23 protein-coding genes are annotated in these 25,848 nt (G+C 40.8%); all 23 read right to left on the bottom strand.

The window, feature by feature from the left end:
- Nucleotides 1-4 precede the first annotated feature (4 nt).
- The gene (locus tag EHS13_RS21260) at nt 5-643 is read right to left on the bottom strand and encodes an HD domain-containing protein (protein ID WP_155702315.1); all 639 of its coding nucleotides are present in this window, start codon (nt 641-643) and stop codon (nt 5-7) included.
- A 193-nt stretch (nt 644-836) separates the two neighbouring features.
- Nucleotides 837-1,232, bottom strand: coding sequence for a hypothetical protein (locus EHS13_RS21265; RefSeq protein ID WP_155702316.1), 396 nt, complete (start codon nt 1,230-1,232; stop codon nt 837-839).
- Between the two features lie 40 nt (nt 1,233-1,272).
- The gene (locus EHS13_RS21270; protein WP_155702317.1) at nt 1,273-2,310 is read right to left on the bottom strand and encodes an acyltransferase family protein; all 1,038 of its coding nucleotides are present in this window, start codon (nt 2,308-2,310) and stop codon (nt 1,273-1,275) included.
- Between the two features lie 26 nt (nt 2,311-2,336).
- The gene (locus tag EHS13_RS21275) at nt 2,337-4,898 is read right to left on the bottom strand and encodes a discoidin domain-containing protein (RefSeq protein WP_227013463.1); all 2,562 of its coding nucleotides are present in this window, start codon (nt 4,896-4,898) and stop codon (nt 2,337-2,339) included.
- Nucleotides 4,899-4,981: 83 nt separating this feature from the next.
- On the bottom strand, nt 4,982-6,094 hold the full coding sequence (locus tag EHS13_RS21280; RefSeq protein WP_155702319.1) for a glycosyl hydrolase: 1,113 nt from the start codon (nt 6,092-6,094) through the stop codon (nt 4,982-4,984).
- A 200-nt stretch (nt 6,095-6,294) separates the two neighbouring features.
- A complete protein-coding gene (locus tag EHS13_RS21285; RefSeq protein ID WP_162463190.1) occupies nt 6,295-7,467 on the bottom strand; it encodes an acyltransferase family protein in 1,173 nt (390 codons plus the stop codon).
- A gap of 11 nt (nt 7,468-7,478) precedes the next feature.
- Nucleotides 7,479-8,867, bottom strand: coding sequence for a sugar phosphate nucleotidyltransferase (locus EHS13_RS21290; RefSeq protein ID WP_155702321.1), 1,389 nt, complete (start codon nt 8,865-8,867; stop codon nt 7,479-7,481).
- Between the two features lie 80 nt (nt 8,868-8,947).
- On the bottom strand, nt 8,948-10,279 hold the full coding sequence (locus EHS13_RS21295) for a UDP-glucose dehydrogenase family protein (protein ID WP_155705461.1): 1,332 nt from the start codon (nt 10,277-10,279) through the stop codon (nt 8,948-8,950).
- Nucleotides 10,279-11,391 carry a glycosyltransferase gene (locus EHS13_RS21300; protein WP_155702322.1) on the bottom strand — a complete coding sequence of 371 codons (1,113 nt, stop codon included), beginning with the start codon at nt 11,389-11,391 and terminating at the stop codon, nt 10,279-10,281. The genes EHS13_RS21295 and EHS13_RS21300 overlap by 1 nt, the downstream gene beginning before the upstream one ends.
- Before the next feature lie 192 nt (nt 11,392-11,583).
- Entirely contained in the window at nt 11,584-12,726 is a 1,143-nt protein-coding gene (locus EHS13_RS21305) for a glycosyltransferase family 4 protein (RefSeq protein WP_155702323.1), read from the bottom strand.
- On the bottom strand, nt 12,723-13,916 hold the full coding sequence (locus EHS13_RS21310; protein ID WP_155702324.1) for a glycosyltransferase family 4 protein: 1,194 nt from the start codon (nt 13,914-13,916) through the stop codon (nt 12,723-12,725). Before EHS13_RS21310 ends, EHS13_RS21305 begins: the two co-directional genes overlap by 4 nt.
- Entirely contained in the window at nt 13,903-14,736 is an 834-nt protein-coding gene (locus tag EHS13_RS21315; protein WP_155702325.1) for a glycosyltransferase family 2 protein, read from the bottom strand. The genes EHS13_RS21310 and EHS13_RS21315 overlap by 14 nt, the downstream gene beginning before the upstream one ends.
- Nucleotides 14,733-16,076: a lipopolysaccharide biosynthesis protein gene (locus EHS13_RS21320; protein ID WP_155702326.1), complete on the bottom strand. Its 1,344-nt coding sequence runs from the start codon at nt 16,074-16,076 to the stop codon at nt 14,733-14,735. The genes EHS13_RS21315 and EHS13_RS21320 overlap by 4 nt, the downstream gene beginning before the upstream one ends.
- Nucleotides 16,036-17,523 (bottom strand): O-antigen ligase family protein, encoded by a 1,488-nt coding sequence (locus EHS13_RS21325; protein WP_155702327.1) that lies wholly within the window; start codon nt 17,521-17,523, stop codon nt 16,036-16,038. Before EHS13_RS21325 ends, EHS13_RS21320 begins: the two co-directional genes overlap by 41 nt.
- The gene (locus EHS13_RS21330; RefSeq protein ID WP_155702328.1) at nt 17,520-18,293 is read right to left on the bottom strand and encodes a WecB/TagA/CpsF family glycosyltransferase; all 774 of its coding nucleotides are present in this window, start codon (nt 18,291-18,293) and stop codon (nt 17,520-17,522) included. The genes EHS13_RS21325 and EHS13_RS21330 overlap by 4 nt, the downstream gene beginning before the upstream one ends.
- Nucleotides 18,290-19,651, bottom strand: a complete 1,362-nt coding sequence (locus EHS13_RS21335; protein ID WP_155702329.1) for an O-antigen ligase family protein — start codon at nt 19,649-19,651, stop codon at nt 18,290-18,292. Before EHS13_RS21335 ends, EHS13_RS21330 begins: the two co-directional genes overlap by 4 nt.
- Nucleotides 19,652-19,677: 26 nt before the next feature.
- Nucleotides 19,678-20,595 (bottom strand): glycosyltransferase, encoded by a 918-nt coding sequence (locus tag EHS13_RS21340; protein ID WP_155702330.1) that lies wholly within the window; start codon nt 20,593-20,595, stop codon nt 19,678-19,680.
- Nucleotides 20,596-20,608: 13 nt separating this feature from the next.
- Nucleotides 20,609-21,304, bottom strand: a complete 696-nt coding sequence (locus EHS13_RS21345; RefSeq protein ID WP_155702331.1) for a sugar transferase — start codon at nt 21,302-21,304, stop codon at nt 20,609-20,611.
- Nucleotides 21,305-21,369: 65 nt separating this feature from the next.
- Nucleotides 21,370-22,260: a UTP--glucose-1-phosphate uridylyltransferase GalU gene (gene galU / locus EHS13_RS21350; protein ID WP_155702332.1), complete on the bottom strand. Its 891-nt coding sequence runs from the start codon at nt 22,258-22,260 to the stop codon at nt 21,370-21,372.
- A complete protein-coding gene (locus EHS13_RS21355) occupies nt 22,257-22,913 on the bottom strand; it encodes a CpsD/CapB family tyrosine-protein kinase (protein WP_155702333.1) in 657 nt (218 codons plus the stop codon). Before EHS13_RS21355 ends, galU begins: the two co-directional genes overlap by 4 nt.
- Nucleotides 22,897-23,652 (bottom strand): YveK family protein, encoded by a 756-nt coding sequence (locus EHS13_RS21360; protein ID WP_155702334.1) that lies wholly within the window; start codon nt 23,650-23,652, stop codon nt 22,897-22,899. The genes EHS13_RS21355 and EHS13_RS21360 overlap by 17 nt, the downstream gene beginning before the upstream one ends.
- A 646-nt stretch (nt 23,653-24,298) precedes the next feature.
- Nucleotides 24,299-24,814: a DUF1003 domain-containing protein gene (locus EHS13_RS21365; protein ID WP_193571438.1), complete on the bottom strand. Its 516-nt coding sequence runs from the start codon at nt 24,812-24,814 to the stop codon at nt 24,299-24,301.
- Nucleotides 24,815-24,900: 86 nt separating this feature from the next.
- Nucleotides 24,901-25,593: a TerC family protein gene (locus EHS13_RS21370; RefSeq protein ID WP_155702336.1), complete on the bottom strand. Its 693-nt coding sequence runs from the start codon at nt 25,591-25,593 to the stop codon at nt 24,901-24,903.
- Between the last annotated feature and the right edge of the window lie 255 nt (nt 25,594-25,848).

A 25,848-nucleotide genomic window follows, 5' to 3' on the forward strand; every position in this document is an offset into this window, starting at 1 on the left:
CCTATTAATCCTTCCATGGCGAATGTAATACACAATCACAGAAGTTGGTTTTCTTAAAGCCAGGTAGCAATAATTCACAAACATCTGCTTTAATATTACCGAATGTTGTTTCCGGCTTATGTTTAAAGCCTTCGAGAAAAGCCGGTAATATCTTATTCTTGAAATTGTCACGAGGATAAGCAATTACTACCTGTTCACGCACTTCCTCCGAGATGCTATCATAATTCTCACCCATAACATCATATCCTACCCCTGAGTAAATCAATGCTACTTCAGACTCTTTATACTGGGCAACCCCGATAGTTGTATGCAGAGCTATAGCATCCCAAACCAAGCGAATAGACTCATCCGGTACTCCATTTTGTTGAAGATAGCTGCGAGCAGCGTTGGCCCCATCGACTTCAAAACGTTTATCTGGACTGCTGTATTGCTTAGTAAGTCCTAAATCATGAAATAATGCACTTATATAAAGCAGCTCTAAATCAAATTTCAACCCATTATTCTGACCTTGAATTGCTCCGAATAAATATACGCGGTGGGAATGATTCCATAATAAAGTATCACCGTGCTCACGAAGCAGCTCCGCTGCTCCAACAGCTAATTTACTGTCTGGAATCCTAATATTTGCAATTGTTTTCAACATTTATATCTCCTCCAATATTGTATTTTCGTGCTCTTTTAGTATAGTGATCCCTTAAATGATTAGTCAATATTATTGATTCTATTATAACCATAGATACAGAGCATCATCCATATATTTTGTTCCACTTTTGCACAAAAAAACCGCCGAAGAATCCTCGACGGAATACTCATCTATATAAACTTCATGCTTCTAATCAGCCCGCATCAAAAAGCTCTAACGTTTGTTGCTGAGGCTTGCGGTCCCAAAGCCTCTTCACATAAGGAACACCTTTAAAAATGAACTGCTTCATAATAATCGAATAACGTTCATTATGAACAGGTGTCTTACTGCTATATAGAATATCGGCAAGCTCATCAATAAGAACCTGCTCTTCATCGAGGATGATGTCACGACGATCAATCATAATGACTGATCCATCTTCCTTCTTAGCCATGAAGACTAAGCTTTCATATTTCATGCTTGGATTCGAGTCAATGATAGATTCTACTTCTACCTTCTCCTGATTCGTTAGCCAAAGTGCTTGTGTTCCCATTAATATCACCTCATTCATATAATGAAGAAGATAATCCTGTTGCGTTTCTATCTTCATTATATAGGAACAAGCGTTCGTTGTCCAGCTTTTTTAGCAATTAATGGGTATAAATCTCTAAAAGTGGGGATTTTTTCACGTTTACAGAGTGACCATGGAATAAAAATCTAAGTAACTGTGATTTTTCAATCAAAACAGAAAATATCAAGGGAATAAGTAGTCCAGCTAAGACAAAAATAATCAATCCATACGCAGGGAAATACATTTTAAGCAGAATGTTCAGTGGCATGTGTAGATACATAATGGTAAGGGAATGTTTTCCTAAATTTGCTAATGGTTTTTTCAGCAATGTCATACTCAACAATTGACTCAAATAACAAATTGCAATTGCTAAAACAATTGGAATTATTAGATCAAGTGCTAAATTGGTATACACCTGCTGCTTTAAATCCAGATTAAAAGGAAGCTTATGAAAAATAGCTAATATTACAATTACAATAGAAGTTAAAACGATTGGTAGGGAGAATTTTAAACTTTTGTAAGTTGATATTATTTGGCGTAGATAATAGCCAATTCCATAATAAGCTAATGTAATTAAAACAATATCAGCAGCCCAAGGAATCGGATACTTGGTTAATTTAAAGAAAATTTCAATGTGAGCTAAGATAAAGGCAAGACTAATGATGGATATTCGTGCAGTGTTTGACTTCAGAAACAAACAAATAATTGCAAAAACAATTTGTGTTAAGAACAAACAGGTAATAAACCAGAACACTGCGTAATAGTCAAAAAGCGCTCTTCCACCATAGAGACTTCGAAAAATGTCTTTGATGAATAAAACTGCCCCCGTTTTATTGTGTGGTAAAGTAAAGAAAAATTTCAAGCTTGCTATTAATAAAAAAAACATAAAATAGGGGATTAATAACTGTTTTGCTCGTTTATAAATCAAAGCTTTCAGCTCTGACTTAGATGCTATTTGCTTAAATAAATAACCACTTAATAGGAAAAATAGCGGCATATGGAACCAGAAAAAATAATGGTAAGTGAACGGATTCCCTTCATGGCCAGCTACTACAAGCATAATACCAATTCCCTTGGCAATATCAATCCAATGCTCTCTTTTATTTTCTTTAAGCATATAAATTAAGCCTCCTTAATAACAAACTATTCATAGGCTTTTGCATAGATTTGCAAATCATGAATGGACCAGAACTTCCCAGCATACCCTTTTTGAATGATCTTGACATACCTTGCTAGCTTAGGCGGAAACGAGACAACAGTTACCAATCTAGTTCCTTCTCCAGCCGCCATTGGCCCAGTCCAATGAATGTCATCCTCTGAGGTAAACACTTCATAGCTTTTTGGAAAATCGTACAACGAATCTGCGGAGTCCATAGTAATTCGTTCAATAGGCTTAGCAATCCCCAAATCAATTTGAAAATATTGATCAGGTACCTGATGTGCCCCTGTATCCCAACGTGTATGTTTGTTGTCGTCAATGGCCCCCTTGTAATTAGTGCCTACCGTGTTTGAGCTCATTTGCCAATTGGTGCGATCTAAAGGCTTGAGATCCGAGGTGGTTATCTCGGCAATAGCCGAAACTCCCTCAGCACCTACAGCTTGGATCACGTAATAATAATGGGTATTGTACTCCGTTTTATTATCTAGGTATGATGTGGTTGAAATATTCTCCGCGATAGCTTCAAAAGGTCCATTTGGACTCAAGCCTCGTTTAATATTGTAGCCGTGAGCACCTTCAGACTCCAACCAATTCAATTGTATGGATTGCTTTTTCCCAGGAGAGGCGGATACCCAGCTTGGAGGCTTAACTACTGTACCTTCAGATAATTGTAAAATATATTGCACAGACTCTCCTGGAGCTAAAGTTTCTTTTATGTTTATTTCTGGTGATGCTTTTAATCCAGTCACATAGCTTCGCGCTGCTTCGTAGGTGTCTCCCTTACCGAACCTTTCTCCTTCATAGGTCGCTGCTTTAGGCATGGTAACCTTAACATCCATTACCTGTGTAGTCGTATCAAAATTAACGAAATTCAACAAAATTTTATTAGAAACTGCGTTTGTTACAGGTAAAGGCTGGAGCTTAGAAGTATCAACAGCTCGAAAATAAACCAGCTTATCCGCTAAATCAGCCTTATTATCCAGCTGGTAGGCCAGCGGTTTTCCATGAGTGGCATATGCCAAATTCAGTCTGCGCATTACTCCAACACGGGAGTCTGTATCAGGCTGATTATAGTAAATTTCCGTCTTAGCTGGATTGTGATTTTCAAGATTATAGCCTGTTTTAAATAACGAAAAATCCGGGAAAAATGCAGCATGCTGGACGAACATATCGGCAAAACCTACATGAGCACGGAAAATTCGATCAAAAATGGCTGAGTACTTCTGCGAAGCTCCATAAATCGCTTTATCCTTATGTGTGTCCGAGGTACCAAATTCCGTATTCAACATTGGCTTTGGCAAGCCATCGGCCGCTCCACTAAACGATTTGATGTTCTCCACCAAGCTGCCGCCTTGTGAATCGGAGTAGGAATCACCATAGGAATGCCCATTGGTGAGGTCAGTTATGTATTCCAGCTCCATACGCTGTTTGGGGTCACGCTCCCAACCATCTGGATCGCCGCATTTTAGAGACTCGCCTTCAATTTGATTTTTACAGCTTTTAGCAGCATAGGTCGATGAATATGACCAGCCAGGTGCAACTATTTTTAAGGAAGGCGCATATTTAGCCCGATTTTTATTCAACCACTCTGCAACAGCTAAATCTACAGCTTTCGAACGATTGAAAAGACCTGGTTCGTTATCAACTTCGTAATACTGAAAGGAAGAACCATATTCTTCAAGGTAGCTTTTTAAAGTTTGCTGAGCCACATCAGAAAGTGAACCGTCGGCTTTAAGCTTGACATTACCTGTAAATAAATGAAAGGATACAGCCTGCATATTGTAATCCTTTAACGTCTCATAATAGGAATCAATCGCTTCACAAGACTTTCCAATATTACTCGCACAGCCTGTTCGCATGATATTCCCGCTATAAGCAATACCCAACCATTTCATTACATAAGGAAGATGCATTACTGCAGCATCGTCATAATAATATTGATTATTATTAACATTAGTTCCCGTTTGAATATAACTGCCATGGATCGGTTCTTGGGCTGGCGCATTCAATACCGTCATACCAAGCTCATCCCAAGTCCACCAGAGATACTTACTTTCACTAGCTGAACAGTAAAGGCAGCGAATCGCTTGCAGCTTTAACTCGTTTGCACCTAATTTCAGCATTTCTTTAGGAATATAAAGCTCATAGGTTTTATGAAAAGCGGATGATGCATCTGCACCCTCTACTCCTGCGATTTGAATAATTCCCGATAATTGCTGATTAGAGAACACAGCCATTTGTGGAATCGCTTTGCTGGCATTATTGATTTTCACATGAAATAAAACCCCATTCGCCGGGATTTTCTTTAATGTGTATTGCAGATTAAGATCAGCGTTTTGAGCTGCGTTCATCCCTGCATCCAGAATATTCTGAGCTGCAATTCCCGTAGACACCGATTTTTGAGCTTCTCCATCAGCTTGCCCCAGCCTCCAAAGCTCCCAATCCTTCGTTGGAGTCTGCCATTCCTCTGACTTAACCTGTAGCGCTGCTGTTTGCGTAGGTGAATTAAGCGATGACTGTGATCCAGCTCCCTGCTGCTTTTTCATTCCAGATTTCATAGCACTACAGCCTACAATCAAGAATACAAGCAGCATTAATAAACCGAGAGTTTTGAAGATCGTGGGAGCTCTCATGGCAAACTCTCGATTGATGGGATAGTGTTAGGCAATATTCCATTCATAGGGTCGATATTCAGCTCATCCCTAGTAAGAATCACATCACTATTATAGAAGGAACGAATAGTTGCTGGTGTATTGTCCTCGGTCAGCAGCTTCCCCCAGGTCATCACGTAGACCCATTTCTTTTGATCTTTTTTAAATATAGCCGGATTTGGCAGTTGGCCATTTTCGCCTATGGCAATTGGCTTACCATTAGCTAATTTTAATAAATCGGTATAATACTTGACGTCGCTCGTACTGCCATACACATCTGCAGCAAGAATATCCACTTTGTCAGAGCCTGGATAAGTTAGCTCATATTTATCAGCTGATGCATTGGGGGCATTCGGACTCCATACCCAGAGTAAATTATTCAATTTATGATAACCAACGAAACGTTCATACATAATATTCCACAGTGATGCGTAATTATTTTTCTTACCCCACCAAAACCAATTGCCGTTCATTTCATGATAGGGTCTCCACAAAACTGGAACCCCTGTATCCCGAAGCTGCTTCAGATAAACGGCTGCTTTATCCAGATCTTCGATTAATTGCTTATATTGAGTTGTCCCTGGGGTAATTATTTTATCAAAATCTTTTTGACTGATTGTTTTTTGCACGTTTGACCAGCATGCACAAGTTCCTGGAAGGCTAGCATGATAGGCGATCGTCACAATCCCCCCCGCTTTGTACCATTGAATGGCACTATCCACAACTGCCGATCGTTGAGAAGAGATGAGCTTATCACTCTGATTGAGTGTTGCTCCCAGCTCATAGCCATGAATCCCAGAGTAAGTATCCGTAATGGTCTTAACCACGTGACTCCATTCGTCCGGACTCTCTAAATAATCGTGTTGACCGCTAATCGTCATTTTGCCAGAAAGACTGTATAAATAAGCCAACAGATTCTTGCTGCTTTCTGAAGCTGCTGGATTCACAGGGGTTATCGGTGTTTCGGAAAGCTGCGAATTAGTAACATGGGTCGGAAAAACCGATGATAGTAAACTGAGAATAAGCACTAGTAAGACTATAATGCTATAAAAGTGAAGTCTGAAAGGAATTGATATCCTAACACTAAGCATAGGCAATCCTTCCTTTCTACTAAAATTCAAATCTACTAAGCCGCGCTCAATTATGCTATAATCACGGTAAAATAGAGATCAGATTTACTAACGGGGGATACTCATGAGCAACAATATAAACAAGCAAAAGCTACCAAAGGGATGCCTTTGGGGCATCCTAATCACAATCCCACTTTGGCTCGTTATTCTTTATTTTATTTTCAAGTAGTAGTTTGAGCTGAAGGTGCTTTATTACTCTTCTCTCCACGCTTGATATATTTCGCTCCCCATTTACCTATCGCAACTGAGGGCAGCTCAATATGGGAATAAGCAAATTTGGATAATACAAAGGTTACTACAAGTGTAAGAATGTATATAACCCAAAGCGGTAAATTATCGTTGAAAAATTGCATGAATACATAAAGCACAATTAAGTGGTAGAGATAGATACTGTACGAGGTTTTTCCAACGAAAAGCAGTGCGCTTTTTGCTAAAAGCTGGCTTACGGTTTGCGATGTTAACGAAAACATGATGAACAACACGGCACCTAAGCTAATGACCCAATTGTCAATCAATCTTAAATGAATGAAGGATATCCCCGGGAAAAACCAATAGCTGTAGGTATAAGCTAGTACTCCAATTAACAAACCTGTTACACGCAAGCTTTTCTGAACATTTTTAAACCAGTGGATCCAAGAATATCTGTGTTTAGCCAGCAAAGCTCCGACGATAAACATCGCTATATAATGAATCGTTATGAAATAATGAATGGTTACTGTAGCTGGTGTAGAGAATTTGGAATTTAACACGGAACCAATAACAGACAATATTACAGCTACAGACAATGTTATTTTCCAATTCAAACGATTTACCACAAAGAACATGATAAACGGAAAAATCAATGATATTCTCATTTCATGAATGAGTGACCATACCACTGGATTAAAAGCTTTAAAGTCAAAAATACCAATGAGGAACATATGCTGAAACATCGATTTCCAAGTGAAATCATCCTTAAACAGTCCATTGAACCAGTCACTGGCTCCGGCAAAATCTCCTTTGGAGAAGCTCATACTAACTAGCATAGCTATGAGAATGGCTACAACATAAGGCAGATAAATCCGACAGATTCTTTTGAAAGCATAAGAAGAATACTGTGTATTGCGGTCTCCATAAAAAGGCAACGAAAGCACGAAGCCGCTGAGAATGAAGAAGAAGATTACTGCTTCGTATCCAGCCCATGTTATATGCAGCGGCGAATACTTCCACAGATTCACCCAAGCATTATCCGAATGTGCATCCATGCTTGGCAGCACACTCAGAAAATGCTGCAAGACCACAGTCAGAGCTGCAAGTCCCCGCAATGCATCCAATTGCTGGTAGCGTTCAGGCATATAACTTCCCCCTAGCCTATGAATTGATGTAAAGCGATTTGCTTCCATTCCAGACAAATCCGCACGACATCCTCTTCGACCAATTCCATGCCCGATTGTACTTCAATAAACTCCACATCCGAATCTGCGAATATGCTATGCTTAGTGCCTTCTGGAATTCGCACGACATCTCCCGCTCTAACCTGGTAAGATTTCTCGTTGATAATGACAGTAGCCTCACCATTGATCATCGTCCAAATCTCGCTGCGTTTATTGTGATAATGATAGCTGATATTCTTCCCTGCATGGATAAATATCCGCTTAGTAAGCACTTCGTTGCCTTCGATATATTTCATATAATCAATCACACGATAATGTCCCCAGCGACGCTCTTCATACATCGGTCTCGAATCAATATGATTCAAAACCTCTTTGATCCGCGGGCTTTCTGCTTTATGAGAAACAAGAATTCCATCCGGGCTGGCAACAATCACTAAATTGGTTGCACCAATGACCGTAACTGGAATATCCAGCTCATTAATCAGGTGGGTATTGTCACAATCTTCTGTAACAATCCCACTCCCCATCTGATGATTACGCATTTCCTCAGTCAACGTATTCCAAGTACCTAAATCCTTCCAAATTCCATCATACGGCACAACTACAACATTATCTGCTTTTTCAACAACCTCATAATCGAAGCTAATTTTGGTCAGCAGCTTATATTGCTTGCACAGCTCTTCGTAATGAATCGGCAAGCCTTTGGCAATCATGAAATCAATGAGATACTGCAGCCTAAATGCAAATACACCGCAATTCCACAAAGAATTTTTCTGAATTAATAGCTCTGCTTGCTCCTTATTTGGTTTTTCGCGAAAATGGCTTACTTCCAAATATTTAGTTTCACTTTTGCCCGCTACACTAAACTCAGGTCCATTGGGTACGATATAACCATATTTTTCAGCAGGATAATTGGGTACAACACCAATCAACGCGATGTTCGCATTGGTTTCATGCAAAACTTGCTCCAGCTGCTGAACCGTTTGAAAGTACACCTCATCCACATAAGAATCTACTGGCAAAATAGCAACAACTGTATCTAAACTCACACTATCCATCGAATATAAGTAGCTAGCTGCCAAAGCAATGGCCGGAAAGGTATCTCTTCTTTCTGGTTCTACAATAACAGGGACATCCGCATCAAGCTGGTTATGAATCATTTCAACTTGAGATCTATTAGTCGCTAAGTAAGTTGAATCCGTTAAATCCACTGCCGCTAGCTGCCGCCAAACCCGCTGTACCATGGACTCAAGCTCACCCTCTGGATTTTCAAGTACCTTGAGAAACTGCTTAGATCTGGAATCATTGGATAGTGGCCATAATCGCTTGCCTGAACCGCCGGATAGAAGAACTAATTTCATGTTATTTTACCTCCTAGAGTTTTGTTTTGACAAAACTGACATCGTAAACATAATCCGAGTTTTGTTAGAAAAATTTTCTCCTACATCACATTTGCGGTTTTAGGTGGATATTGATTGATTAAGGGTCTGCCGATTGAATAATATTCCAAGCCTGAGCTTTCGATCTGATCCTTGCTAAAAACATTACGGCCATCAATCAGAATTCGATTCTGCATGGTTGCAGCCATTCTCGGTAGATTGATTTGACTAAACTCACTCCAGTCTGTTAATAAACAAACCGCATCGCAGCCCTCAGCAGCCGCATAAGCATCTTTACACCATTTAATCGATGGGTGATCCAATACCTTCTTGAACTTATCCATGGCAATCGGGTCATATAGTTTTAATTTGGCTCCTTCACGAACCAAGAGCTCGATAATCTCAAGTGAAGGCGCATCACGAATATCATCCGTATTAGGTTTAAAGGACAGCCCCCAAATCCCGATAGTAGCTCCTTTTAGCTGATGAAGCGACTCTCTAAGCTTGGAGATAATTTGAAACCTTTGTCCCTTGTTGACTTCAACAACAGATTGCAGCAGCTTAAATTCATAGTTCACATTGCCGGCAATTTGGATGAGTGCTTTAGTATCCTTAGGAAAGCAAGAGCCGCCATAACCAATTCCTGCTTGGAGAAATGAGCTGCCAATTCGGCGATCCAAGCCCATGCCTTTGGAAACCTCCATGACATCTGCACCGACTTTTTCACAAATATTTGCGATCTCGTTGATAAAAGATATTTTGGTAGCTAGAAAAGCGTTGGATGCATATTTAATCATTTCAGCACTGCGGATATCTGTAATGAAAATCTGTTCGGAGAAGCTAAGATGCAAGGCAATCATTGTCGCTGCGAGCTCATTTTTATCTAGGCCAATGACAATTCGATCCGGATGCAAAGTATCATCAATTGCTGTACCTTCACGTAAAAACTCAGGAGCTGAAACAAAATCAAAAGGATGATCGGTTAAGGAAGCAACTAGCTTAGCCAGCATTTCATTGGTTCCAACGGGCACAGTGCTTTTGGTAAGAATGATTTTGTAGCCATCCATCGCTGCAGCAATTTCTTTGACCGCTGCCTTGATATAGCTCAAATCAGCTGCCCCGTTATCCATGGAAGGTGTACCAACAGCAAGAATAACAATATCTGAACGTCGGATGGCATCACTCATATCCGTGGTAAACTCAAGCCGTTCTGCTTTCAAATTACGTTCTATAAACGCTTCGATTTTAGGCTCATAGATAGGTGATTCATATTGGTTCAAGCGATTGATTTTATCTACATCGGAATCTACGCATATGACATGATTACCTTTTTCTGCAAAACAAACGCCTGAGACAAGACCCACATAACCTGTTCCGATCACTGCTAATTTCATCATAATGACTCCCCTCGATTGGCTAAGAATTTGGCATAGGATTGCTTCACGTATTCTTTAAAGTTCACTTTAAAGTTCTCTTCATCAAACTTTTGGGCATGAGCGATAATATCTTGGACGTTCCATGGGTGACTTTCAATTTCTTCAATCGCCCCCTGCAAGCTGTCCACTTCATGCTTTTGAAAAAAAACTCCGTTCACTCTCGGCACTATCGTATCTAAAGCTCCCCCCGCTTCATAGGCAATAACTGGTCTACCTGCAGCATTCGCTTCTAATGGTGTAATTCCAAAATCCTCTTCACCAGGAAAAAGCAATGCTCGACATTGTGACATCAATCCCGTAACTTCTTCATCAGGCAATCTACCAAGAAAATGAATATTGCTTTTAGCCATTCCTATCAGTCGTTTCTTGTCTGTTCCCTCACCCACGATATAGAGCGGCAGCCCATTCTTATTAAAGGTTTCGACTGCTAGATCAATGCGCTTATAAGCAACCAATCGGGAGACAACTAGATAAAAATCACCAATTTGCGTTGAGCTCGTAAAACGTGTTGTATTGATAGGTGGATAAATGATATCTGAATCCCGTTGATAATAGTTCTGGATTCGCTTCTTGACCACAGATGAATTGGCAATGAATTGATTGACATTCTGGGAGGTGCGCTTATCCCAGGTTTTCAGCTTTTGCATATACATTTTGAGCATGCTTTTCATTATGTTCGACTTCGATTGACCCTCCATATAAGTATCATAATCCCAAGCAAACCGCATTGGAGTATGGCAATAGCAGAGATGAAAAGTGCTTTTAGGTACTTGAATGCTTTTCATAAATGCGCTGCTGGAGCTTAATACAATATCAAAGTCTTCAAAATTAAAATCACGGATGGCAAGCGGGTATAACGGCAGCATCGATTTAAAATTCTTTTGCACGCCTGGTATTTTTTGCAGCCACGTCGTATGAATTTCGGCATCCTTGAGATTCTCAAGCAACCGGCTTTTATTAATAACGGTTGTATAAATAGGGGCTTCCGGATACAAGTGATGCAGCACCTCGACAACTCGCTCCGCTCCACCCATTTGGATCAAGTAATCATGTGCAATCGCAATTTTCATGGAAACCTCCTTAGAGTTTGCCTTGGCAAACTTTCTTCGTAAGCATTTGCTTAATTTTCACTTCAGCAAAACTAGCTTGTTAAGTATTTGATTTCTATTACTTGGGGTTATCTACCCCAAGAAGTTACCAATGAAAGGGTTCTGAACAAATTTACAAAAATGTTCATACTAATTATTACCTCGAAATTCACATCAAGCTTTCACAATGACCCGCTTATAGTAAGTCGTGATTTTCTTAATGGTGCGGTCAATTGTGAAATCAGACTCGACACGTTTCAAGGCATTTTCGCTCATTAGTTTGCGTTCATCTGGGTGATCGAGCATCCATTGTATAGAATGTCTCAGCAGCTCAGGATCTCTTGGTGTAATCAATAATCCTGTTTTGTTATGAACAACAATTTCAACAGGGCCGCCTTCATTCGAGGCGATAACAGGCAAACCAACTGCCATACCTTCTACGATAACTTGACCAAAAGGCTCAGGTGTAATGGAGGTATGAACAAGCAGATCCACCTGATGCATCAGCTCAAGCACATTATTCACATGGCCTAACATCGAAACGTTAGATAAACCATTCGATTTGATTTGCTGCTGGAGTGTTTTTTTGTATTCGTCTTCTCCAAAAAGCGCATCACCTGCAAGCCAGAACTTCACATTCTTATTAGGCAGGAAGGATTTCGCAGCCTCGAGTAGAATGTGCTGCCCTTTCCAATGGGCAAGCCGTCCAACCAGCAGGATAATAAATTCATCCTTATCCTTTTTCAAGGATTCTTTGCGCCCAATTTCTTTGGCAAAGGCGGAATAAACAACCAGTGTTTTCTTCTTCTCCGGTAAACTCAAGGCATGCAGCGTAGATTCAGAATTGGCAATCACTCCATTAGGTACAAAGCGTGAAAGCAGCTTAACTGCTTTAGCGACTATTGGCTTCATATAAGGCGGATTGATGTGATCTCGAATGTGCCAGATAACTGGTATCCCGGAAAATTTAGCAGCTACTGCTCCATATAAGGCTGATTTCAGTGAGTTGGTATGTATGCAAACAACATGCTCCTGCTTCAGCAAACGGGCAAGCTTTCTCCCGTAGGTGAACATCGAAAGACCAGCAGCAATGCTTCCCCAATTGAGAGCATTACGATTGCGATGTCTAACTTTTTCAGACAGTGGGATGACTCGAACATCAACACCATGTACTCGAAGTCGATCAGCTAGCTCCCCCTCTTCGGCAAGAATGACTAGTGGGGTAATATCATCATTTAAATTGGTTAGAATATTGTAGAGTGCGACCTCGCCGCCGCTCCATTTCGCAGTATGATCAAGAAATGCGATCCGTATCATGGTCGAACCTCCTTATTCATCACAGCTTGCTGCAATACAGCTTCAACCTGCTTAACTACCTGTTCCCAAGTGTATTTCTCCATAACATGGCTTCTACATTCCTCTGCAGTTGGCCATTGCTCTTTTTGACCCATTAACCGAATTAGACCTTTTGCCATATCCTCGCTTCTCGGACTGTCGAATAGCATTTTCGGACGAAAGGCTTGGAGGATTTCACGGTTACCACCGACTGGAGTTGCCATAACAGGCAATCCGGAAGCCATCGCTTCTACGGTAATTAGCCCAAATCCCTCGAGGTTTTGTGTAGGAACAACGAACAAGTCTGCCGCTTGATAATACTTAGGCAAATCGCCGTCTGCAATAAAGCCCAGCAATTTCACTTTATCCACTAAGCCATGCAGCTTAATTCTTTCATTAAGCTCGTCCAGTAAAGGCCCTCTTCCGCCAATTAATAAAATGGATTTGGGATGAATTTGAATAACTTCCTTCCAAGCATCCAGTAGCTGCAGCAAACCCATGCGATTAACCAATCGTCGCACTGTCAACACAATCGTGTGATCCTCAGGTATGTCCAGGGATCTTTTTAGAGCAACTCGATCCTTAAAAACTTCAAATGGTTGAAAGCGTTGTGTGTCTGCAGCTCCGGGAATAATCGATATTTTGCTCATAGGCACCCCATATTTCTGATGAAGTATGTCACGAAACGCTTCACTAAGTACTACAAAATGATCCGCAAGCCTATAAGCTTTTTGCTCAATATTTCGTGCTATCAACGTCTTTAGCTTATGTCTTAAGCCTTGACCCTCCAGCTTAATTTCCTCGCTCCAAGGTCCATGAAACACCATAACAACAGGAATGCCTCTACTTTTCGCTTCCTGGGCAGGGCCTACACCATAAGGCGCAAAGTGTGTAAATAAAATATCAATCTTTTGTTGGTTCATAATTTGATCGGCATGCTCCTGAAATACCTGCTTCCGTTTTTGGAGCGCCATTTCGTTATTGCCGATATTGAGAATAACCAATTTACTATTAGGAACATCCGGCTTAGTCGCGCTGCAGATTAGTGCTTGAACTTGATTGCGTTCCGCAAGCTTCTTGCTAATGGAGCTGAAATAAGTATTCAATCCCCCAGCCTGTAAAGATGGCCAGCTAAGTCCAGTAGTCAGAATGTTCAAGCTATTGTGCGACATAGGTTTCTCCTCCTTTGGCATTTTTCTCGGCAGTGCGTTTTGCCTGCTTCTGCATATGTGAAAGCTCATAATGCTTAAAGCAAACCTGGTACTCGTACATCACCCAGAACATCGAAACGGCGAACCCGGCAACTCCTTTTTTGTAAAGCCCATGAAGGATATATTTCTGTAAAAAGCGAGCAGGTGGCAGAAACAGCAAGGCAGAGATTCGAAAAGGCTTGGAATGGATATATGCCGTTTGGGCTTCCAAATCGGTGTATTTATTAAATCGTTGAATGTGATCGTGGATACTGCGGAATCCGTAATGCCACAAAACACCTTTCATTTTTACAATCTGCTCACTTTCTACATCTATCGCCTCATGCACCAATAAGTCTTTAATGGCATGGTATTTTCGGTTATATAAACGGACTAGATGCTCTCCGCGATCCAACCAACGTCCGAGGAAATCCCCAATCCGATAAACCGAATATGCGGTGTTCCCGTCCTTCAATTGTGCTTTTTTCTGGAGAATCTCGGCAGCAAGCTCTTTGCTCACCACTTCATCTGTATCAATGAAGAAAATCCAATCATACGAAGCATGCTCCACTCCAAATATTCGCTGCTTGGCATAACCTGGCCATGGATTGGCGTAGACCTCACAGCCCAGCTGAGCTGAAACCTGCATGCTGGCATCCTTGCTCCCTCCATCTATCACCACAATTTCATCAGCGAAGATTTGGCAGGATTTAATCGCATTGGATATTCGCGTTTCATCATCTTGAGCGATAATGACCACGGATATCCGCTGATCTATAGTTTCATTCTTTCGCGTTTTCATATAGGTGCCCCCCTTTTCCTATCCAGCATTGACTTCAACCATCTAAGGTCGTCCATTGTCACAACTAAAGGTGGGATTTTCATCCTAAGAATAAAGCGGACATTAAGCAGAATGAAGCAGAAGCGCAGCAAGACAGATGAAAGCATCGCCGCTCCTGCTCCAATAAGTCCAAATTTAGGAACCAATACCATCAATAACGGAATCACTAAGAGCAATCCCAAAGCTTGCAATAAAGTAACAATTTTCGGTTTGCCCATGGCCATGAAAACCTGAGCTAGCACCATAGTCCCACCTCCAATGGAAACCTCCAAAAGCAGCAATCTGAAAACTCCAAGCGCTTCTTTAAAATCCGGTCCATACAAGACATGAAAGACAAATGGAGCGACAACCATTAAGCAGCCTGATGCGAGAAGCGCAACAAAGGTGCTTATTCGAAATACTCGGAATGTAAGGACAACTGCTTGTTCCTTCTCTAAACCTGAAGCTTTCGGGAATAATACGGCAATGATCGATGTTGAGAAAATATTCACCATTCGTGATAAACTAACCGCTACAGCATAGAGTCCCAAGTGCTTCGCATTTAGCATTCCGGCAATAATAATCTGATCGACATAATAAGAAACATTGCCCATTAAGTCATTTCCGTAAGAGCCCATTCCGTAAGAGATTAATTTCCGAAAAGATGACCAGCCTTTTATTTTCTCAATGGGCTTATAAGCCCTGAGCAATCTTATCGTTGTCGCTGTAATGAACGGGATAGAGGGTATTAAATAAGCCAACGCCGAAGTATAGGCATTCATTGTTCCCGTTACAATAAGGATTGCTAATCCCGTTAATGTGCAGAGCGGGGCTAGATAACGCTGCTTATTGTATTGCTTGTATTCCCCTCGAACCTGCATTGCAGCATTATTGATTTGTGAAATAACGAAGAAAGGACAAAGCACCATGGAGCATTGAGCGAAAAGAATAACTGGATCGCTGAATGACTTTAACCAAATCGGAAGGAGTACTATACCAATACCCATGGCAAGCAAACCAAAGGCGACTCCCATCCGCAAGGAAGTGACGTAAAGCTGCGCGGCATTGGCCGTAAACTTCTTGATATTGAAGATCAAGGCTGACGGAATCCCAAAAGCCATACTAAATGCTAGAAACTGCGACCAGATAACCATCGCTGTCTGCTCACCACGTCCGGTTGGACCTAGATATCTGGCAGTTAGAACACCTGTCAGCATATTAATGACTAGAACTAGAATGCTGAACCCAAATGTTAAAAGAGTTGCCGTGGTGGTTGCCGATTTAATTGACGGTAGTTTTATTTTCATCAATAGCTGCTGCATGTGAAGTCACCTCCTTTCGATTATCAATCAGTTCTTTTGCGCCAAATCCAAGTCCCACTAGGAACCAGATAAGAAACCCTCGCAATCCCGGAAATCCATTATCAGTAGACAAACTCGCAATCGCTCCGGCAAATGCGGATAAGGAAAGTCGCGTGTATAGATTCCAGATGCTATCCTCTCTAACACGTTTAATAATTATTTTGGCCAAAAGCCACAAAGCTCTAAAATATAAGATCCCGCCGACAATCCCAAAAGTGAAAAATATCGCAATAAATCCATTATCCATTACGCCAAATTCCCCTAAGGCACCGCCATTATCCAGCTTTGTCGCTTGACCCAAGCTACCGATTCCTGAACCAAGCGGTGAATGTAAAACCATCGGCAGCATAGTGTGGAATAAATCCAAACGTTCATTATAAGAATGATCCTCGGAAATATCCGAAAGAGTTTGCATCCTCATAACTAATCCTTCCGCTCCTGGAAGATGCGGCACAGCTATATACAACACTGCAGCAAGAGCAGCAAGCTGGAAAAGCAGTCTCCATTTCATCGATGAAGCTGAGGTTAGAACAAAGCTCAGAATCATTACTATTAAAATTAACCAAGCAGATCGAACTAATGTTGTCAGTAAACAAATGATGACTAGCACAACACCCAACCAATTTAAAGCGCCTCGCCACTTGCGTACGAATATCATGGGCACCAAGGAAAATGCGAAAAATTGTGCGGTTGGCCCAGGTGAATTCATAGTGGAGAATACGCGAATTTGCAAAGGTAATGGATTACCGATCGAAATCATCTCTACATGATTCATCCAAAAGGCATCCCAAGGAGGCACTACCATGTATTGAATCAGCCCATATATGGCAACTAAAACGGATATGTTGGAAAAATTGCGCAGCATTTGATCCATATCCTTCATCTTAAAAGCCGCAACGGTGCAATAAGGAATAAGTAACATAGGGATTAAATAATTTGCAAGATCATAAACCGTACTAATCCCATTCTTCATTAACCCGATCATACTGCCATAAGCTAAGGCAATTGCAAAATAACAAATGACTTGAGTGATGGGACGATTCATTCGATGAATATAAAAAATCGCAGGTATAATGACGGTGGCACTAGAGATTAAGGGAGCTAAACTTAGCAAGGAAACGGGATGATAAACTCCTTCAATCCAATCGGCTACCCGTCTAATTTCCGGTGCCACAGCCCAAACCAATAAATTATAAGGAATAAGATAAGTCGAATGCAGAAAAGCCAGAATAAAAGCAGGAAACACGACCAAAGTAAGTAAAGCAATTTGTGGACTGATCGTATAATTCATCTTGGCGCTGACCAGTCCAATAAACAACGAAGTTAGCAAGAGACAGGGAATAATGAACCAATAGGTTCGCATAACATCGGTAAAGGAATATCCCTGTATCCAGCGAACAGTTTTCATTCGCCCTCCCTCCCTTTCATCCTTTTCTGTAATAACAGCTCTTTAGCTAATAGAACCAAGAACATCGAATCCTCTACCAAATATCGCTTCCAAAGTCTTTTCGGTTCATGAGCCAGTCGCCAAAACCATTCAAATCCGGTAGTCTGCATAATGCGTGGTGCTCGTTTGACAGATCCGGCAATAAAATCAAAGGTCGCTCCTACCCCGATTGAAACGGGTGCTTTGTAAGAGATGTAATGCTTATGAATCCATTTTTCTTGCTTAGGTGCTCCCACACCAACAAAAACAATATCGGGTTTGGCATCAATCAGCATATCCACAATAAATTTATTTTCTGCGTCATTGTGCTCGAAGCCCATAGAAGGGGAATAACATCCGACAATATTAAGCTTTGGATAAAGCACCTTCAGCTTCTTAATTGCTTTCTCTGGAATCCCTTTGGCTGATCCTAGAAAAAACAAACGATATTCGCGTTCCTCGAAGGATTTTCCTAACAGCTTAAACAAATCTGCACCTGAAACCTTTTGCTTAAGCGGTTTACTCAATAGCTTGGATGCCCAGACAAGAGGCATGCCATCTGCTACTACAGCACCCGCCTGTGAATAAACCTTGCGGAATTCCTGATCCTTGCGCAGCTTCATTAAATGATCTACATTGCAGGTCAGAATATAAGATTGCTTCTGATAAGAAATAGCTTGATCAATGTAATCCAGCAAATCCAAGAAGTCATAATTATCGAAATCAACGTTAAACATCCTCACCCTGCTCATAACATCACTTCTTTTTGTACAAATGCCGTTTGTAGGCGATCTGATGATTTGGAAACCAGGTAAAGACAATTAAGATACCAGCAAAACGGTATGATAAATTGCACTGTAGATAAAGTATTATCTGAGAAAGAATAGACCAGGAACATTAAGATAAATGCTGCATAATAGGGCTTAATAGATTTAGCAAGGACTCGATTAATCCGTATAAATACAAGAATTAAAGAAATAAAAAGCAGCCCACAGCCGATATAACCTGTATCAAAGTAAAAGCGTATATACTCGTTGTGCGGAACTACGAATCCTTTATAAAGGCTGCCGTCGTTAGCAATCGTCACAGAACCGAGCCCCCTTCCCGACCATGGGTAATCCTCTACCCGTTCTAAAAAATAGGTCCAAGCTTCCGTTCTTCCTGATAAATCAATGCCCGATTCGGTTGCACGATCGAAGGATCGCTTCTCCAGATTATCCAGCTGAACATAGACGGTTGCGCTGATGAATAATACGAGTCCCAAGAGCGGGATAATCAGCATCGCCTTGCCTTGAAGAAATTGTTTGATCATATTGTAAATGAAGTAACCGACAATGAAGAGCAAGGATAGAATGGGTCCTCTTGTACCCGTTGCGACTAGAATCATAAAATTGATTCCAATCAAGCCATACCAATAGATGGCTTTACCAGGTGAGCGCTTCAGCTCGATCAATGGAATTGCTACTCCCAAACAGGCAAGCATCGCTAAATGCGGGGGGATATTGGCGCCCTGAACGCGCACCGCGCCCGTGAACTCCACATCAAGAAAGGAATATAGATGAACCGCTTGGAGCATAAATCCGACAACAATACTTACCATAGGCAGTAGACAAATCAAGTAAATATGCCGCTTAGCTACCCCTTCTTTCCATTGAATCATGAGAAAGAAAAAAGGAAGTGATAGACCGATAAAGGCTTTGATCGCAAGAGAACCACTGAATAAAGGCAGCCAATTTGAAAAGCAAAAAGTGATAAATACCATAACTAGCAATGCTGCAATCGGATAACCGAATTTAAAGCGGATGCCATTGACCAGCATACTTGGGACAAGCAATAACAGAATACATAGCTTGTATAAGGAAAGAATCTCAATTCCGAATAGCGTTCCAGTGATTAAATAATTAATCGAAATTGCAGTCGTGAGCAGGACACCATAACTGATCCAATCTGGATTCCGAACCGCGATTGCCCCGATAATTAAGCTGCAAACAGCTGCAATACTGAGAATGGGCTGGTAAATTACAGATACCCCAACGATTAATGCCGTACAGATATAAAGAAAAATCGATGTGAGCGGATATCGCTTGAGCCTATATTGTAAAAGCGCCATTTAACTCCTCACCCACTATAAAACCTTTATTTTCGAACATTTAATGTTGTTAGAGAGCCTCGAATGCTCTCCAACCGACATTTGATTAGTAATTTACTGCCTTCACTCCGTGCAAGCATGGCATTTAGCAGAATATAAAGCATTTTAGCTGAAAGTGTGCCAACTAGCTTTAGCTTATCCAACCAGCCTTTACTTGCACGGCCATTGGAAATGCCTTGATAAAAGTACCTTTGAGTCATCCACTCGCGAGTTAAGCGGTTGGCTGGAATGAAATGCTCTACGCTCATTTGAGGATGATAGAGAATCACATGTCCAGCTTTGCTCAGATTCTGGAAAACCCAAGATTCCTCCCCGGAAAGTAGGATATTACCTTTGCGTCCTAGGTCTAACGGGAACAATGTATCTTCGAATACGGATTTCCTTAAAGCCATATTCGCTCCACAGGGGTGAAGCTTTGCTGGGTATTCGCGAATTTGAGCTCCTAGATCAACAATCGTTAGCGGAAGCTCAAATGGCTTAATCAGCCAATGAGGTCTGCTTGTTTCAAAATGCGGTGCAATTCGTCCTCCCATTGCCATAACTTCAGGCTTTTGACGAAAGGTATGTAAAATGGTTCGGATCCACAGCTTAGCTGGAATTGCATCATCATCCAAAAACGCGACTATTGCCGCACTAGCGGCTTGTATCCCTGCATTCCTCGCAGCTGACAAGCCTAAGGTGCTCTCATATAAAGAATAGACAGCAAGCTTGTCTTCATTTTGGAGTAAATAATGTTCAATCACAGCTTCGGTATGATCATGACTGTGATTATCCACAATGATGATTTCGACAAGCTCTATGTCATCTAAATGAAGAAGCGAATCCAGCGTCTTTCGCAATAAATCCGCACGATTATGTGTGCATATAATGATCGATAGTTGCGGTTCTTTTCCGTCGGACAACATTCCATCCATCTCCTTAAAAGGCGTCCTTAGATCCCAGTAGAACACGAACTGTTTTTACAAGGATAAGGCAATCATTCCAAACCGAACGATTCTGGATATATTTTAAATCCAATTCAACCATTTCTTTGAAACCGATGTTGCTGCGTCCGCTGACCTGCCAAAGCCCTGTGCAACCTGGTGTAACGGTCAAGCGAAGCTTGTCATAGGAGGTGTATTCTTCAACCTCACTTTTTAAAGGTGGACGGGGTCCTACCAAGCTCATTTCCCCAATGAAAACATTCCATAATTGCGGCAGCTCATCCATGCTTGTTTTGCGTAAGATGCGGCCAAGCTTAGTTACTCGAGGATCATTTTTCATCTTAAACATCGCACCGCTTACTTCATTCTGCGCCAGCAGCTCTTGTTTAAGCTTCTCGGCATTCGCCACCATAGAGCGGAATTTATACATATAGAAAATTTTACCGTCTTTACCCACTCTTTGCTGTCTGAAGAAAACTTTCCCTTGAGAGTCCTCCAGTTTAATGCCCAGCCCTATTAACAGAAAGAGAGGAATAAAGAAAATCATTGCAAACAATGAAGCTGTGATGTCCATCGACCTTTTGACAATATGAAACGCATTTGATTTCTCGCGGCTCTTCTTAAAATGCGGATAATACACCCTACCGGAAATGACATAATCGTATTCTTCTTTTAGATTTTGCAAGCTCATACTGATTCCTCCTTAGATTTTTCGCAAGAAAAATTTCTTCGTAAGCGTAATCCGATTTAAAGTTATCATCCAATCAAAGTTTTAATTGGAGTTACACTTAACATTTCGACCATGGCATCCATTAGCGGGTAATGAAGCTCTTCATTCTGTAAGGCAAACTCTAAGGTAGTTAGAATAAAGCCTAATCGTTCTCCTACGTCATACCGCTTGCCCTTGAAGTTAAATGCGAATACTCCCTCGCTTTCATTCAATTTCTGAATTGCATCTGTTAATTGAATTTCGCCGCCTGCCCCTTTCTCGTGAAGCTCCAGGTATTCAAAAATTTTCGGTGAAAATATGTATCTGCCCATGATAGCGAGATTGGAGGGTGCTAAGCCTTGCGGCGGCTTTTCCACAAATTTAGCTACTTCATACAGTCTGTCCCAATTCAAACCGGGATCTATAATTCCGTAACGATGTGTAACTTTTTCCAGGACCTCTTGAATGCCAATTACTGATTTCTGAGTACGATTGTACTGTTCAATTAATTGAAGAGTACAAGGTACCTCGCCAGTGACAATATCATCACCTAGCAATACGGCAAAAGGTTCATTACCGATAAACCGTCTAGCACACCAAACGGCATGACCAAGACCCAAAGGTTCTTTTTGGCGAATAAAGTGAAGCTCGACCTTCGAGGATTGCTGAACCTCTCTTAGAATCTCAAGCTTTCCTGCTTCAAGTAATCTAGTTTCGAGCTCAAAGGCACTGTCAAAATGATCCTCAATGGCGCGTTTACCTTTACCAGTGACAATAATAATGTCTTTAATCCCCGACTCAATGGCTTCCTCGACGATATATTGTATCGTCGGTTTATTAATAATCGGCAGCATTTCCTTAGGCATTGCTTTTGTGGCTGGAAGAAATCGTGTACCCATTCCTGCTGCAGGGATAATTGCTTTAGTTACCTTTTTCATTCTTTCCGCCTCCACTCTGTTTGATTGATTACAACACCAAGCACCTTACCGCCAGCTGATTCTAGTAAAGCACGAGCCTTACTCACTGCATTTCGATTAGATTTTCCGTATTTAACAACCAGGGTAGCGCCATCACAATGACTGACTAAAACTTGTGCATCTGTAAAGCTTAATACTGCGGGTGAATCCAATAAAATCATGTCATACTCAAGCTTCAGGTCCTCCAAAAGCTTAATCATTACTCTAGAGCTCAATAGCTCGGATGGATTGTCTGTAGCTTCTCCTGCAGGCAGCAAGAATAAATTCTGCACACCTACAGGAACTATATACTTTTCAAAGTCATTGCCAGATCGCAAATAATTAGTTAGTCCTTTTTGATTAGGCAGCTGAAAAACCTGATTAATCGATGGACTTCTTAGGTGGCAATCAATCATTAATACTCGATTGCCATCTTGTGCAAGGGAAACCGCCATGTTAGTTAAAACGGTTGTTTTCCCTTCTTGCTTGCCCGCTGAGCTGACTAAGATGATACTGCCCTTCTCAGCTTGCTTCGGACGGCCATTCTTCAAAAAGGTGCGCAATAAGCGAAAAGATTCTGTAATCGGCGAAGCTGGGTTCAGCTTGGATATGAGCACATTACTTAACGGTAACATGTGTCTGATCACCTACTTTGCTCAATTTATTCTTGTTAAACTCAAGATCTTGTTTTTTGATTGTAGCTATGGATGTAATGACTGGGAGTCCTATGTAATACTCCACTTCCTTCTCTGTGCGCAAGGTTTGATTGATATTCTCTAAGAATAACAAGGTACCCAGTGCGATCATGAGGGAAACAAAAAAGCTGATTACTACATTCATTTTCACACTCGCATTAATTGCACCTGGATGAAGCGAAGCATCCGCTTGATTGAGGACTTTCACATTATCCAGTTCCATTAGAGTGGGAATCAACTCATTAAACTGTTCGACTACGGCGTTTACTTCATTTGCCGCTTTGGCGTAGCTTGAATCCTCTACGACCAATTTAATTACCTGCGTTTTATCCGTTGAGCTTACCTTGAGCTTTTGCTTCAAATCAGAAGCACTCATTTTAAACTCTGGATGTGCTGCAACCATCGCATTCATGATGTTGTCTGATTTGAGAATTTCCTTGTACGTTTCGACTAGGTTAAGATTCATTGTCACATCGCTGTAGATCTGACCCTCGTCCGATTTGGTTATACTGTTGATAACCAACTCACTAGATGCGGTGTACATCGGTGTTACCAATGCTTTGTAGGCGCAGAAAGTGGATATGCAAGAAATTAAGACAAACACAATAACGAGCCATAGCTTGTTCCTGATGAATTGCAAATAGTCTATCATGGTTTTATTAAGTATCGGCTTCTCCATTTCCCCTCCTGTTTTTCCCATTATTTTGCTTTCATATTTGTTTTCATAACTAATTGTAGACTGCCCCGAAAAAAAAAAGTATCAAACCTAGGTTCTAGATTTGATTCCCTTTTGACCTAACTTTTATAGGGCCTTTTACAATGTAAGCGTTTTTTGTACCTTTTGGAGGGGGGTAATAGGATCATTTACAATATTTAACAGGATAAATATGGATATTTTACCTTTAAATTTTAAATAGTCGGGATAAAAAGTACTTGAATTACGTTTTTTCATAAAAGTCAAGTAAATAAGTCACATAAAACGAGTTTATTTTCCGGGTATTCTCTAGTCCATTTTAATGCTAAGTTACGAATTACCCGATGGACCTATAGCGCTATGAACCATAAATACCACTAAATTTTGCTAGCGTGGTAGTACTGCCACCCCAACGGATGCTTTCAGAATTCAAACTTTCCCCTTTACATTGGGTTAATAACTATCTCTTTCTTCTATTATAAGTGTTCACTAACCAGCAAAATGATGATTAGCTCAAAAGGTGTGATTTAGCTTTTCTAAAACTTAATATTTAAATACTCTAGTTTATTAATAATTCCGCAAAAAAAAGAGACGAAAAGTAATCTTCTCGTCTCCAGCTAACTAATGTTAATTAGGGTTGCAGCCTATGTTCAATCTGACTCAACCGGGCATCCATTTTTTCTAGTAACCTTTGAATTTCTAAGTTCTCTCTTTCGGCTTTATAGTTGATAGCGAAATCCATAATAGCTTCTTGCTTATCCCTCGCTGCTTGCCTATTCTGACTCATTAGAATTACGGGAGCCTGTAATGCAGCCAAACAGGAGAGAATCAGGTTTAAGAGAATGAATGGTGAATTATCAAAATGCACGGTGAAATTAAGCACGTTCCAAGCCATCCAAATCAATAAAAAAGAAATAAAAATAATAATAAAAGGCCAGCTGCCGCCAAAGGAAGCAATATTATCTGCGAGTCGTCCTGCCCAGGTGGTACTTTTCTCTTGCTCATGGTTCAAATGCTCTTCAATGTTCCCTTTGTATTCATTGACCATTTCCGTGACACGCTTAATATGTGCTTCACTTAAATTTTGATCCTCTTTTACATTTAAATCTTCGACTAAATTTCGCTCATCTAGACTTTCTGAAGACATTTTCCACTCTCCTACTCCAACTTTACAATGCATTAGCTCAAGTTTACCATGATCTTAAGCATTGTCCAATTGAATAGCAGACTTATCTAATCCATCATTTTCACTAGCTCTGATTTCTTATTCTCTACCTTCTTCCATTTACCAGCACCAACTACCACTATGACTAATGTAGCTATAAGCAACCATTTAATCAAAGAATTCTCTTCAAAGAACGGTTTAAGAAACTTTTCATCCGTAATCATCTTCCCCGCTGTAAATGCTAGGACACCTGAGCCTAGATAAATGATCCAAGGAAATTTATCAATCCACTTGATGAACAATGTACTTCCCCAAACAACAATCGGTATACTAACAATTAAACCGATTACGACCAATAAGAATTCTCCATGTGCTGCACCTGCAACTGCTATAACATTATCCAGCCCCATTACTGCATCTGCAATAATGATAGTGCGGACAACAGCCCACATACCTTGTTTAGCCGTGACTTTATCGTGATCCTTCTTTTCAGTCAATAGCTTATAAGCTATCCATAATAGCAATAGTCCTCCACCAAGCAGTAACCCAGGGATTTTCAATAAAACGACTACAACTAATGTCGCCAAGGCACGAATGACAATTGCCCCAACGGTTCCCCAGAGGATAACCTTCTTCTGATTGCTTTTGTCCAAATTTCTTGCCGCCATACCAATGACAATTGCATTGTCACCTGCTAAAACCAGGTCAATCAGAATAATGCTTAATAATGCGGTAAAAAATTCGGCTGAAAAAAACTCCACGTACGACCACTCCTCTTTGTTTGTTATAGTAAAAAATAAAAGCCTTACTATCGGTTACCCGATGAAGGCTTTTTAACAAACAAAAAGACCTTCACCACCTAGATGGCAAAGGTCTTGCTTACAGCGTATATTCTACACTGCCAATAAAGCCGGGGTCACAAGGACCCGGATTGACGACTTTACTGTATTAGCTACTCCCCTTTGGAGTTACGATTATTAAGTTGTCTTCATTATAGGGTGTAAACAAGCCCATAG

This window comes from Paenibacillus psychroresistens (assembly GCF_009728935.1).
Classification (GTDB): Bacteria; Bacillota; Bacilli; order Paenibacillales; family NBRC-103111; genus Paenibacillus_AC; species Paenibacillus_AC psychroresistens.

Bases quoted from the DNA above. Each gene is read 5' to 3' on its own strand.
- EHS13_RS21260 (WP_155702315.1), bottom strand. From the start codon at position 643: ATGTTGAAAACAATTGCAAATATTAGGATTCCAGACAGTAAATTAGCT.
- EHS13_RS21265 (WP_155702316.1), bottom strand. From the start codon at position 1,232: ATGAAGATAGAAACGCAACAGGATTATCTTCTTCATTATATGAATGAG.
- EHS13_RS21270 (WP_155702317.1), bottom strand. From the start codon at position 2,310: ATGCTTAAAGAAAATAAAAGAGAGCATTGGATTGATATTGCCAAGGGA.
- EHS13_RS21275 (WP_227013463.1), bottom strand. From the start codon at position 4,898: ATGAAAAAGCAGCAGGGAGCTGGATCACAGTCATCGCTTAATTCACCT.
- EHS13_RS21280 (WP_155702319.1), bottom strand. From the start codon at position 6,094: ATGCTTAGTGTTAGGATATCAATTCCTTTCAGACTTCACTTTTATAGC.
- EHS13_RS21285 (WP_162463190.1), bottom strand. From the start codon at position 7,467: ATGCCTGAACGCTACCAGCAATTGGATGCATTGCGGGGACTTGCAGCT.
- EHS13_RS21290 (WP_155702321.1), bottom strand. From the start codon at position 8,867: ATGAAATTAGTTCTTCTATCCGGCGGTTCAGGCAAGCGATTATGGCCA.
- EHS13_RS21295 (WP_155705461.1), bottom strand. From the start codon at position 10,279: ATGAAATTAGCAGTGATCGGAACAGGTTATGTGGGTCTTGTCTCAGGC.
- EHS13_RS21300 (WP_155702322.1), bottom strand. From the start codon at position 11,391: ATGAAAATTGCGATTGCACATGATTACTTGATCCAAATGGGTGGAGCG.
- EHS13_RS21305 (WP_155702323.1), bottom strand. From the start codon at position 12,726: ATGATACGGATCGCATTTCTTGATCATACTGCGAAATGGAGCGGCGGC.
- EHS13_RS21310 (WP_155702324.1), bottom strand. From the start codon at position 13,916: ATGTCGCACAATAGCTTGAACATTCTGACTACTGGACTTAGCTGGCCA.
- EHS13_RS21315 (WP_155702325.1), bottom strand. From the start codon at position 14,736: ATGAAAACGCGAAAGAATGAAACTATAGATCAGCGGATATCCGTGGTC.
- EHS13_RS21320 (WP_155702326.1), bottom strand. From the start codon at position 16,076: ATGCAGCAGCTATTGATGAAAATAAAACTACCGTCAATTAAATCGGCA.
- EHS13_RS21325 (WP_155702327.1), bottom strand. From the start codon at position 17,523: ATGAAAACTGTTCGCTGGATACAGGGATATTCCTTTACCGATGTTATG.
- EHS13_RS21330 (WP_155702328.1), bottom strand. From the start codon at position 18,293: ATGAGCAGGGTGAGGATGTTTAACGTTGATTTCGATAATTATGACTTC.
- EHS13_RS21335 (WP_155702329.1), bottom strand. From the start codon at position 19,651: ATGGCGCTTTTACAATATAGGCTCAAGCGATATCCGCTCACATCGATT.
- EHS13_RS21340 (WP_155702330.1), bottom strand. From the start codon at position 20,595: ATGTTGTCCGACGGAAAAGAACCGCAACTATCGATCATTATATGCACA.
- EHS13_RS21345 (WP_155702331.1), bottom strand. From the start codon at position 21,304: ATGAGCTTGCAAAATCTAAAAGAAGAATACGATTATGTCATTTCCGGT.
- galU (WP_155702332.1), bottom strand. From the start codon at position 22,260: ATGAAAAAGGTAACTAAAGCAATTATCCCTGCAGCAGGAATGGGTACA.
- EHS13_RS21355 (WP_155702333.1), bottom strand. From the start codon at position 22,913: ATGTTACCGTTAAGTAATGTGCTCATATCCAAGCTGAACCCAGCTTCG.
- EHS13_RS21360 (WP_155702334.1), bottom strand. From the start codon at position 23,652: ATGGAGAAGCCGATACTTAATAAAACCATGATAGACTATTTGCAATTC.
- EHS13_RS21365 (WP_193571438.1), bottom strand. From the start codon at position 24,814: ATGTCTTCAGAAAGTCTAGATGAGCGAAATTTAGTCGAAGATTTAAAT.